7 protein-coding genes are annotated in these 11553 nt (G+C 73.7%); 3 read left to right on the top strand and 4 right to left on the bottom strand.

Translation table 11 applies throughout. The features are described from left to right. Nucleotides 1-458: 458 nt before the first annotated feature. Nucleotides 459-1025 carry a MarR family transcriptional regulator gene (locus ACFWV2_RS23730; protein ID WP_360787673.1) on the bottom strand — a complete coding sequence of 189 codons (567 nt, stop codon included), beginning with the start codon at nt 1023-1025 and terminating at the stop codon, nt 459-461. 155 nt (nt 1026-1180) lie between these two features. Here ACFWV2_RS23730 and ACFWV2_RS23725 point away from each other — a divergent pair, with 155 nt between their 5' ends. After that, the gene (locus tag ACFWV2_RS23725) at nt 1181-2449 is read left to right on the top strand and encodes an MFS transporter (RefSeq protein ID WP_384407373.1); all 1269 of its coding nucleotides are present in this window, start codon (nt 1181-1183) and stop codon (nt 2447-2449) included. On the opposite strand, the gene ACFWV2_RS23720 is transcribed toward ACFWV2_RS23725, so the two are convergent. Both ACFWV2_RS23720 and ACFWV2_RS23715 read right to left on the bottom strand, forming a co-directional pair. Then, nucleotides 2446-4158, bottom strand: a complete 1713-nt coding sequence (locus ACFWV2_RS23720) for a SpoIIE family protein phosphatase (RefSeq protein WP_384407371.1) — start codon at nt 4156-4158, stop codon at nt 2446-2448. The two genes, ACFWV2_RS23725 and ACFWV2_RS23720, sit on opposite strands and share 4 nt — an antisense overlap. 106 nt (nt 4159-4264) lie before the next feature. Beyond that, nucleotides 4265-5629: an NAD(P)/FAD-dependent oxidoreductase gene (locus tag ACFWV2_RS23715; protein WP_384407369.1), complete on the bottom strand. Its 1365-nt coding sequence runs from the start codon at nt 5627-5629 to the stop codon at nt 4265-4267. Between the two features lie 353 nt (nt 5630-5982). On the opposite strand from ACFWV2_RS23715, the gene ACFWV2_RS23710 reads away from it, so the two are divergent. Beyond that, complete coding sequence (locus ACFWV2_RS23710; RefSeq protein WP_384407388.1) at nt 5983-6774, top strand: TetR/AcrR family transcriptional regulator; 792 nt, start codon at nt 5983-5985, stop codon at nt 6772-6774. Between the two features lie 255 nt (nt 6775-7029). Next, nucleotides 7030-9165: a sigma-70 family RNA polymerase sigma factor gene (locus ACFWV2_RS23705; RefSeq protein WP_384407386.1), complete on the top strand. Its 2136-nt coding sequence runs from the start codon at nt 7030-7032 to the stop codon at nt 9163-9165. 38 nt (nt 9166-9203) lie between these two features. On the opposite strand, the gene ACFWV2_RS23700 is transcribed toward ACFWV2_RS23705, so the two are convergent. Beyond that, nucleotides 9204-11525: an asparagine synthase-related protein gene (locus ACFWV2_RS23700; RefSeq protein WP_384407367.1), complete on the bottom strand. Its 2322-nt coding sequence runs from the start codon at nt 11523-11525 to the stop codon at nt 9204-9206. Nucleotides 11526-11553: the final 28 nt, after the last annotated feature.

Here is an 11553-nt window from a genome sequence, read left to right as displayed (position 1 = left end):
ACGCTGTTGAGTTCTCAAGGAACGGACGCTTCCTTTGTACTCACCCTCTCGGGCTTTCCTCCGGGCTTCCCTTCGGTCTTGCGTTTCCGACTCTATCAGATCTTTCCGACCCGATTTCCTCGGTGCTTTCCGGTCCCGTTCGCTTTCGCTCCGGGCCCTTCCGGCGGTTCTGACTCTATCAGAACCTTTCGGTGTCTGATTCCCAGTCAGCGGGGTTTGTCCTCGCGGCTGTTGGGCCGTTCCGACGTCCCGGACTCTAGCGGATTTCCCCGGTGCCTCATAATCGAGGTTTTCGAAATGAATTTCGGCATGCCGATATTCATCCCGCTGGGGAGATCGTGCTGAGTAGGGGTGCCGCTATCAGCGGCGGAGTGGTCGCCGAAGAACCGTTCCGGCTCTGTGACAACTCGGAGAACACTACGCATCCGGCAGGGGGGTGTCAACCCCCGTTCGGGACCTCAGTCGAGGTCCGTCAGGCGGCCGCCGGCGTCCGGCTGAGTCAGCTCCACGCGCCGGAGGAGGCGGATGAGGGCCTCGCCGAGGACGCCCTTCTCCTCCGCCGTGAGGTCCTGGAGGAGGTCCTCCTCGAAGTCCGTGGCCATGCGCATGGCCTCCAGCCACTTCGAGCGGCCTTCGTCGGTGAGCTCGACGATCACGCGGACCCGGTTGTTCTCGTCGCGGTCGCGGGTGACCAGGCCCTCGCCGGCCATGCGGTCGATGCGGTGGGTCATCGCGGCCGGGGTGAGGCCCAGCCGCTTGGCGAGCTCGCCGGGGCCCAGCCGGTAGGGCTCTCCGGAGAGGACCAGGGTCTTGAGGACCTCCCACTCGGCGTTGCTGATGCCGAGGTCGGCGAGCTGGCGTCCGTACGCCACGTTCATCCGGCGGTTCAGGCGGCCGAGGGCCGAGACGACCTTCTCGACCTGGGGGTCGAGGTCGCGGAACTCGCGCTGGTAGGCGGCGATCTGCTCGTCGAGGCTCGGCTCCTGGGGAGCCTGCGGGCCGGGTCGCTCGGGGTTGTCGGACATGCAGGCGAGTATCCCATGCGTCTCGTTGGCGTTGAAGTCCTTCGGTGTGTACTGTTAAGCCGTTAACTTTAGTGTTGAAGTCTTCAAGGTTCAGGGGTACACCTCTGAACCTGCGACCGAAGTGGGTGAGTGTGACCAAGGCGAGGGGCGCAGCGATGCGCCGTATCCAGGCAGGCAGCGCGCTGAGCGCGTTCGGACTCGGCTTCACCGTGCCGTACCTCTATGTGTATGTGGCGCAGGTGCGGGATCTGGGCGCGGCCACGGCGGGCATCGTCCTGGCCGTCTTCGCCATGGCCGCGCTCGTGGTGCTGCCGTTCAGCGGGCGGGCCATCGACCGTCGCGGGCCCGTGCCCGTCCTTCTCGTGGCCTCGGTCCTCGCGGCGGTGGGCGCGGTGGGCATGGGCTTCGCGTCCGGCGTGTCGCCGGCCGTGGGGGCGGCGGCGCTGCTCGGTGCGGGTACGGCCGTGCTGCAGCCGGCCCTCGCCACGATGATCGTCTGGTGCTCGACGCCCGCGGGCCGCACCCGGGCCTTCGCCATGCAGTTCTTCCTGCAGAACCTGGGTCTCGGTGTCGGTGGTCTGATCGGCGGGCTGCTCGTCGACACGAGCCGGCCGGGCAGCTTCATCCTGCTGTTCTCGATCGAGGCGGCGATGTTCCTGGTGCTCGGTGCGGTCGTGGGGACCGTCCGGATGCCCGGTTCCCCCGCGCTCCGGGACGCCCGTCCCGCCGAGGGCGCCAAGGGCGGCGGTCTCCGGGCGCTGCTGGGGCACAAGGCGATGGTGCAGCTGTGCGTCCTCGGCTTCGTCCTCTTCTTCGCCTGCTACGGCCAGTTCGAGTCGGGTCTCGCCGCCTACGGCACCGAGGCCGCCGGCATCCAGCCGTCGACGCTCGGCATGGCGCTCGCCGCCAACACGGCGGTGATCGTCGCCGCCCAGTTCCTGGTGCTGAGGTTCGTCGAGCGCCGCAAGCGGTCCCGGGTGATCGCGGCCGTGGGCCTGATCTGGGCCGTGGCCTGGCTGATCGCCGGGTACGCGGGCCTCGGGCACGGCAGCCAGGCCATGGCGACGGCGGCCTTCGTCTCCACGTACGCCCTCTTCGGGCTCGGTGAGGCGATGCTGTCGCCGACCGTGGCGCCGCTGGTGGCCGATCTGGCACCGGAGTCGATGGTCGGGCAGTACAACTCGGCGTTCGCCCTGGTCAAGCAGCTGGCGCTGGCCGTCGGGCCGGCCGTGGGCGGGCCCATGGGAGCCGCCCTGCACGGTCCGTACATCGTGACCTTCGTGCTGTTCTCGCTCGGCATCACCTTCCTCGCCGTGCGGCTCGGCCGGCAGCTCACCCCGGAGCAGAACCAGCCGTCGCTCGCCGTGAAGCCGTCCAGGGTCGTGGCGCAGCACCTGCCGGAGAAGGAGACCGCCACCGCCTAGTCGGGCAGGGCGAACTCGCACCAGACCGCTTTGCCGCCGCCCGGCGTGCGGCGGCTTCCCCAGGACGAGGCGATCGTCGCGATGATCGAGATACCGCGACCCGCCTCGTCCTCCGTCTCCGCCCTGCGGCGGCGCGGCAGATGGTCGTCCCCGTCCGTCACCTCGATGATCAGGCGCCGGTCCGTGCGGCGCAGGCGCAGCCGCATCGGCGGGGAGCCGTGCTGGAGCGAGTTCGCCACGAGCTCGCTGGTGGCGAGGACACCCAGGTCCCGCAGCTCGACCGGGAAGCGCCAGGACGACAGGACGCCCGAGGCGAAGGCACGCGCGCGGGGAGCGGCCTCCACTCCGCCGAGGAGTTCCAGCGCGGCGTTGTGGAAGAGCTCCGCGTCCGGGCCCGTGCGGGAGGGGTGCTGGACGACGAGGACGGCGACGTCGTCGTCGTGCTCGGCGGTGACCCCCAGCGAGCGGAGCAGCCGGTCGCAGACGACCTGCGGAGTGCCGCTGGCGCCGGAGAGGGCGCGGGCGAGGGCGGCGACGCCCTCGTCGATGTCCTCGCGGCGGCGCTCGACCAGGCCGTCGGTGTAGAGGACGGCGGTCGAGCCGGGCGGCAGGGCGATGGAGCCGGAGGTGTGGAGCCAGCCGCCGGTGCCGAGCGGCGGTCCCGTCGGGTCCTCGGCGCACCGCACGGTGCCGTCCTCGTCACGCACGAGGATCGGGAGATGACCGGCGGAGGCGTAGACCAGCTTGCCCTCGCTGGGGTCGTGGATCGCGTACACGCAGGTGGCGATCTGGCTGGCGTCGATCTCGGCGGCGAGGCCGTCGAGGAGCTGGAGGACCTCGTGCGGGGGCAGGTCCAGGCGCGCGTAGGCCCGGACGGCGGTGCGGAGCTGGCCCATGACGGCGGCGGCGCGCACGCCCCGGCCCATCACGTCCCCGATGACGAGCGCGGTGCGGCCGGCGCCGAGGGTGATCACGTCGTACCAGTCGCCGCCGACGGCCGCGTCGGTGCCACCGGGCTGGTAGGTGGCCGCGATGCGCAGGTCGTCGGGCTGTTCGAGGTCCTGCGGAAGCAGGGAGCGCTGGAGGGTGACGGCGGTCTCGCGGTGGCGGCGCTCGCTGGCCCGCAGCCGCTCGGCGGCCTCGGCGTGGTCGGTGACGTCCGCGGCGTGGACGAGGACCCCGCCGCCGTCCAGGTGGGGGCTGTCCACCGGCAGGCACGTCACCGTGAACGAGCCGCCGTCCTGGGTGCGGCGGGACTTGACCGTGCGCGGTTTGCCGCTGCGCAGCACCTGGTCGATGAGGGGTCCGAGGCCGAGGTCCTCCGCCTCCGGGCAGGAGTCGGCGACGGTGCCGCCAGGGGGGCGGTGCCCGAAGGCGGCGGCGTAGGCGTCGTTGACGTACGCGATGCGGTGCTCCGGGCCGTACACCAGCGCGACCAGGCCGGGGAGACGGCCGAGGAGCTCCCGTACGGAGAAGTCCTCGAGGGCGGGGACGTCGGCGGTCCCGGACGTGCCGGCTGCGCCGGACGCCTCGGTCGCCCGGGGCGCGTCGACCGCGTCGGTCGCGTCGGCCGCGTCGGCCGCGTCGTCGATGAGACGCCCCAGCTGCCGCGCGTACTCACCGCGGGCGGCGGGCACGGAGCCTTCGCTCCCCCGCGCCGCGCGGCGCTGTGTGCCGGGGAGCCGGGCGCTCCAACGGGTGAAGTTCACGGATCTGTATGCCTCGTGGTGTCGGTGCCGTGCAGAGTCACGCTGTGCAGGTGTGGGCCCACCTATGGTCACACGTCCAGTGTGGACGAGCGCACTGACAGTGATGTCAGGACGACGGCTTGTGGCCGGGGTCCGGTGGGGGTGCGGCGGCGAGTTCGAATTCGGCGCGGGGGTGTTCCAGTGATCCCAGGGAGACGATCTCCCGTTTGAACAGGCCGGACAAGGTCCATTCGGCGAGGACCCGGGCCTTGCGGTTGAAGGTGGGCACCCGGCTGAGGTGGTAGGCGCGGTGCATGAACCAGGCCGGATATCCCTTGAGTTTCCGTCCGTAGACGTGGGCGACTCCCTTGTGGAGGCCCAGGGAGGCGACGGAACCGGCGTACGCGTGCGCGTACTCCTTGAGCGGTCGGCCTCGCAGGGAGGCCGCGATGTTCTCGGCGAGGACCTTGGCCTGGCGGACGGCGTGCTGCGCGTTGGGCGCGCACTCAGCGCCGGGTTCCTCCGCGGTCACGTCCGGTACGGCGGCGGCGTCCCCCGCGGCCCAGGCGTGGGCGGCGCCCACGACGGCGAGCTGTGCCGTGCAGCGGAGCCGGCCGCGCTCGTTCCGCGGGAGGTCGGTGGCGGCGAGGACGGGTGCCGGTCTGACGCCGGCGGTCCAGACGACGGTGCGGGTGGGCAGCCGGGTGCCGTCGCTGAGGACGGCGACCCGGTCCTCGCAGGACTCCAGGCGGGTCTCCAGGCGTACGTCGACGTTCCGGCCGCGGAGCTCCCTGATCGCGTACCGGCCCATCTCCTCGCCCACCTCGGGCAGGATCCGGTCCGAGGCCTCGACGAGGACCCAGCGCAGGTCCTCCGGCTTGATGTTGTGGTAGTACCGCGCCGTGTAGCGGGCCATGTCCTCCAGCTCGGCGAGCGCCTCCACGCCCGCGTACCCGCCGCCGACGAACACGAAGGTGAGGGCGGCGTCGCGCAGCCCGGGGTCCCGGGTCGAGGAGGCGATGTCCATCTGCTCGATGACGTGGTTGCGCAGCCCGATGGCCTCCTCGACGGTCTTGAAGCCGATGCCGTGGTCGAGGAGTCCGGGGACGGGGAGGGTGCGCGAGACGGAGCCGGGCGCGATGACCAGTTCGTCGTAGGTGAGGTCGACGGTGCCGGTGCCCTCCTCGGCGGTGGCGAGGGTCGCGAGGGACGCCGTCCGCTTGGCGTGGTCGACGGACCGGACCTCGCCGATGACGATCCGGCAGCGGTCCAGGACCCTGCGGAGCGGCACGACGACATGGCGCGGGGAGATCGAACCGGCCGCGGCCTCGGGCAGGAACGGCTGGTACGTCATGTACGGCTCGGGGGTGACCACCACGATCTCGGCCGCGCCGGCTCTCAGCTCGGCCCTGAGCTGCCGCTGGAGGCGCAGCGCGGTGTACATGCCGACGTAGCCACCGCCGACGACGAGAATGCGCGCAGGTTCGGTCACTGTCCCATGACGCACCCCCCGTCCGTGGTTTGTCCACAGCCTCGACAAATTGTGTGACCGGAAGGGTACGGAGGCGTGGGGTGGCGCGCCGGTCGGGCGCGGGGGAAACGGCGCAGGTCAGGGTGGCCGGAACGGGCCCGAGGGCGGGTCGGAATCGGGAGTGTTCCGGTCCTTGCTCCGATCGGGGGGCGCACCGTACGGAACTCCCCCTTCTGAATTGACCCGGACTCAACTATGTTCGTAGTTCATCGGGGTGTCGGAGGGGAGCGCGTGGACCGAAGCGCTCACCGGCCGGAGCCCCGTGTCAGGGCGGGGAGTCTCCGGGGGGAGACATCATGAGCGGGGGAACGCTTATGCAGATGCAGGATTCACGATGGCAGACGGGCGCCGGCACGGCGACCGTGGACGGCGGCCTCCACGCGGGCGCCGTCGGCCCCGAGCGCAACGGCGCACCGGTGGTGACAGGCGGCAGGTCCGCGCCGCTGCGGGTGGACGCCCAGCGCAATCTGGAGCATGTCCTGCGCGCCGCGCGTGAGGTGTTCGGCGAGCTCGGCTACGGCGCTCCGATGGAGGACGTGGCGCGCCGCGCCCGTGTCGGCGTCGGCACCGTCTACCGGCGCTTCCCCAGCAAGGACGTGCTGGTGCGGCGCATAGCCGAGGAGGAGACCTCCCGGCTGACCGAGCAGGCGCGGACCGCGCTGGGCCAGGAGGAGGAGCCGTGGTCGGCGCTCTCCCGGTTCCTGCGGACCTCGGTGGCCTCGGGCGCGGGGCGTCTCCTTCCGCCGCAGGTGCTGCGGGTGCGGGTGGACGACGCCGCGGTGCCGTCCTTCGGTGACGACGCGGACGACGCGGCCCGGGTGCCGTACCAGCGGGGTGTCGCCGAGCCGGCCGACGCACGGGTGGTGTCGCCGCGCGCCGTACCGGCCGAGGAGCGGGACGACGCGGGAGCGGCGGAGCTCCTCGAGGTGGTCGGGCGGCTCGTCGACCGGGCGCGGGAGGCGGGTGAGCTGCGGGCCGACGTGACCGTGGCGGACGTCCTGCTCGTCATCGCCACCGCCGCCCCGGCCCTGCCGGACGCGGTGCAGCAGGCGGCGGCCTCGACCCGGCTCCTCGACATCCTGCTCGAGGGGTTGCGCTCCCGGTAGGTCTCGCTCGTCCCGGCTCGGGGAACCGCGTCGCCGCGTTCACGGGTTCCGCGTTCACGGGATTCCGCGTGTGCGGTGATGGCGTTTCGTGGTCCGGGCGGACCGACGAGCATGACACGAACGTGCGAGCGGTTGCGCCCGGATCCGTGAAGTCGCCCCGGACGAGTGGTAAGTGGACGCGGCGCTCCGGCGTGCCCGCGCTCTGTGGCAGGCTGGCCGCTGTTCGGTCTGAGCATGCGTACGGGGGCTTCCGCGATGAGCGGTGACGGTCGGGACGAGCCGCTGGGCGACAGCGGCACCGCCGAGACCGGGGGCCTGCCCCCGGGGCAGGTGGTACCGAGTCAGGGCGGGCCGGGAGGCCTTCCCGGCGCGCCGGACACGGCGGCGGACCTGCTGGACGCGAGCGTGCCGCCGCAGCGCGAGGGCAAGGCGTACGGGTGGGCGACGGGCGCCGGGGCGGGAAGCGCGGGACCGCCGTCGGGAGACGACGCCGGGGCTGCGGGACCGCCGTCAGAGGACGGCGCCGGGGCGGGAAGCGCGGCACCGCCGTCAGGAGACGATGCCTGGGGCGGGGCCGGGGACGAGGGCGACGAGCACGGCTCCGTTCTCCCGCCGCCCGTCGAGCTGCCGCCCTCCGACTCGGAGCTCGTCCAGCTCATGCGGGACGGCGACGGCTCCGCGTACGAGGAGCTGTTCCGCCGCCACTCCGAGGCCGTACGCCGCTACGCCAGGACCTGCTGCCGGGACGCGCACACCGCCGACGACCTCACCGCCGAGGTCTTCGCCCGTACCCTCCAGGCGGTACGGGGCGGCGCCGGGCCCGAACAGGCCGTGCGCGCCTACCTCATGACCACCGTCCGGCGGGTCGCGGCGAACTGGGCCAGGACCCAGAAGCGGGAACACCTCGTCGAGGACTTCGCCGTGTTCGCGGCGGACGCCGCACGCTCCTCCGAGGTGTCCGACCAGGACACGATGGACCTCGGCGCGGAGGTGCGGGCCATGCACGACGCCGAGCAGTCGCTCGCCATGCAGGCCTTCCGCTCGCTGCCCGAGCGCTGGCAGGCCGTCCTGTGGCACACCACCGTCGAGGAGGAGTCGCCGAGCGAGGTCGCCCCGCTCTTCGGGCTCACCGCCAACGCCACGGCCGTGCTCGCGAGCCGCGCCCGCGAGGGACTCAAGCAGGCGTACCTCCAGGCGCACGTCAGCCAGTCCCTGACGGCGGGCGGCGACTGCGCCAGGTACGCGGACCGGCTCGGCGCCTACGCGCGCGGTGGCCTGCGGATGCGCGCCGAACGCGGACTGCGCAAGCACCTCGACGAGTGCGCCAGGTGCCGGCTCGCCGCCGGTGAGCTGGCCCATGTCAACGCCGGGATCCCCGCCCTGCTGCCGATCGCCGTCATCGGCTGGTTCGCCGCCGGTTACTCGCTCAAGGCCGCCGGTGTCGTCGCCGGTGGCGCGGTAGGCGCGGCCGGTGCGGGTGCCGCGGCCGCCGCCTCGGGCTCCTCCGGTGGCGCTGCCTCCGGGGGGGCCGCCGCCGAAGGGCTCGGCGCACCCGCGAAGGCCGCCCTCGCGGCCGCCATGGCCGTCGCCGCGGCCGCCGGGCTCGTCTGGGCCATGGTGGGCGATCCCCAGCCCGTGGCCGCGCCCAAGCCGACGCAGCCGGTCGTCACCCCCGTCGTACCGGCGGAGCCCGCGCCCCCGCCGAAGCCGACGCCGCCACCGAAGCCCGTACCGCCGCCCCTGCCGGTGACGGTCGAAGCGCCCGAGCCGGCCCCCACGCCGAATCCCCCTGAGCCCTCACCGACGCCGAGTCCCGAGAAGCCGTCACCGGCGCCGGCGCCGCCGAAGCCGAGCCCTCCGCCTCCCCCCTCGCCGACCCCCGCGCCGACGCCGACACCGAGCCCGGAGAAGCCCTCGCAGAAGCCGAAGCCGAAACCCCCGCCCGCGCCGCCGTCGGTCTATCAGGTCAACGAGCTGGAGTACGGCATCTTCGGCGACGGCACCAAGCCCGAGGTCGCCCTCTCCGACAGCAGCTGGATGTGGCAGCGCGAGGGCCTCTCGATCGGCGGCACGCCGTACGCGCACGGGGTGAGCGTCCAGGCCCCGTCGTCGCTGTTCATCGACCTCAACCGGCGGTGCACGGGTTACGACGCGGTCGTCGGCGTCGACGACCTGAGCGCCCCGCTCGGCCTCGGCGGTGTCCGCTTCTCCGTGTACGGGGACGAGGAGCGGCTCTGGCGGTCCGGCGTGGTCCGGCCGGGCGACCCGCCGATCCCGGTGCACGTCGACATCACCGGCCGCGGCACGCTCCGGCTCGTGGTCGAGGAGCACACGCCGTTCGGGCGCGCCGCGGTCGCCGACTGGGCCGACTCGCGGATCAGCTGCTCCTGACGAGGTCGGGGACGACCCTGCCCGTGTCGGGCCGCCCCTTACGCCGGCAGCGACCTCGACGCCGGGATCAGGGGGCCCTGGACCGCTCGGTGGGCGCGGGGTTCCGTCGTGTTGGTCCAGCAGGAGCCTCGGCGGGACATGAGGCGGCGGAGCCAGAGTTCGGTGGAGACCAGGTCGGCGAGGCCGTCCAGGGGGACCGGTTCGCCCTCGGCCGCCGCGCGGAGGGCCTTGCGGACCACACGGGCCTCGATCAGGCCGGCGTCGGCGAGGAGCGGGGCGTCGAAGAGGGCGAGGAGGTCGGGCAGCGCCGCACGCAGCCCCGCGCGTGTGGCGGCGGCCGGGACCGCGGGGTGGGAGGCGCCCCAGCCGGGCGGGAGGTCGTGGACGCCCGCGCCGGAGAGAACCGTACGGAGGACTCCCGCGCGCGCGTCCGGCTGGACCCGGAGCGATTCCGGGAGGTGGCGGCAGGCCCGTACGACCTGGTTGTCGAGGAAGGGGGCGTGCAGGCGCTGGCCGCGGATCTCGGCGGCCTGCTCCAGGACCCGGTGGTCGGCCGCCGCACGAGCGAGGGCCGCACGCGCGCGTGCCTCGCCCGGACGCTGGACGGAGGTCGGCAGGGTCGCCGCCCGGTTCAGGCGAACCGATACTTCAGCCAGCGCCTCCCCCGTCAGCCACCGCGCCGCCGGCCCCGGCCGCGACCAGGCGAGCGCGGAGAGGGACGCCTCCAGGGGGCCGAAGCCGTCCGGCGCCGTGCGGTTCGCCTCCAGGACCCGCTGGGCCGCCGACTCCAGGCCGGCCCGGTAGGGGGTGCGCGCCAGCTTCCGCGCCGCCCGGTACACCGTCAGCGGCACGAGCAGCGAACCCGCCGACGGCCCCGACGCCTTGGCGAGGGCCGTCACGGGACGCACGAGCGAGCGGCGCCTGCGGTCCATCAGGAGGTCGGCAAGGCGGGCCGGGTGCGCGTCCAGGACCTGCTTGGCGCCCATGCCGGTGAAGTGGTCGGCGCTGCCGCCCGCGAGCCGTCTCCGGTGCCGCTCGGCCGTCACGAGCGCGGGCCCCGGCTCGTCGGTGAGCGGCCCGTCGAGAACGGCGTACGGGAGCGCCTCCTCGCCCCCGGCGACGACCACGTGGTGCAGGCGCGGGTCGGCCGCGATCTCCCCGGCCCGTTTCAGTTCGTCCGCACGGCCCGAACCAGTGCGTGTCACCAGGTCGTTGAAGGTGACGGCGAGCAGCCGCTCCCCCGCGCCCGTGCCGTGTCCGGTGATCGTGCCGGGCACTCCCGGGAGCCCTGCCGCGAGCAGCGCGAGCGTGCCGGAGGCGCTGCCGCCGGACAGGTCGGCGCCGATGCCGGGCGCCGGGCCCGCGCCCCGGGCCGCACGCCGGTCGGCGGGCCCCATGCCGGGGACGGGGCCCGGGTCGGGAAGCGAGGTCTCCGGCGCGTGCCGTGGGGCCGTGAGCCGGGCGCGTACGGCCTCGATCAGGGCGTCCCGTACCCCGTCGACGGCCTGCCGGGGGTCGGTCTGGGCCGCCGCGACCGCGAGCGAGGCGACCTGCTCGTACCCGGTGATCTCTCGCGAGCCCTCCCGGAGGATCAGCGCGTGGCCGGGCGGCACCCGCCGTACTCCCTCGTACGGGGTGGAGTCGCGCAGCGCCTCCGGGGTCTCGGGGCAGGCGAGCAGCGCGCCCAGATGGCCGATGTCGAGCTGGGCCTCGACGAGGTCGGCGAGCGGCAGGGCGGCGGTGGCGTACGCGGTGCCGCCCTGCCACGGGGTGTGGAACACCGGCCGGGCGCCCGCGAGATCACCCGTGACGGTGACGCGGCGGCCGGCCTTGACGACCGCCGTGTAGCTGCCCGGCCAAGCCGTGAGGTGCCGCAGCGCGCCCCCGCGCGCGGTGAGCAGGCCGATCCGCAGCTCCTCGTCGCTCGCGCCGCAACAGCCGAGGACGGCGAGGCGGGTGTGGTCGTCGACGGCCACCACCCGCACCTCGTCCGGGCGCCAGTCGCCGACCGCCCACAGCGGATCGGGGTCGCCCCACAGGAGTTGTGCGCCCACCGGTTGCACCGCGCGCCCCTCGGTGGCGGCGGAGGGGGAGGAACCGCGGTGCCCGCCGCCGGACCCGTCGCGGTGCCCGCCGCCGTAGCCGCCGTCGTAGCCGCTCTCGTACCCGCCGCCGTAGCCGCCGCCGTGGCCGCTCTCGTACCCGCCGTCGTACGAGCTCCGCCGGCCGTACCCACCGCCGTACGAGCCGCTCACCGACCCCGCCCGCGTGCCGGTCGTCGTTGCGAAGCTCGCGGCGACGCTGCTCCAGCCCACCAGCCATCGCATCGGCGCCTCCACGTCCGTTCCGGTGGGAGACATGCTGCCACGACAACGGCGCACGGGGCGG

Source organism: Streptomyces sp. NPDC058671 (assembly GCF_042716475.1).
Classification (GTDB): Bacteria; Actinomycetota; Actinomycetes; order Streptomycetales; family Streptomycetaceae; genus Streptomyces.
Note: the sequence above shows the minus strand (reverse complement) of the source record. Positions and strands in the feature narration are given on the sequence as shown.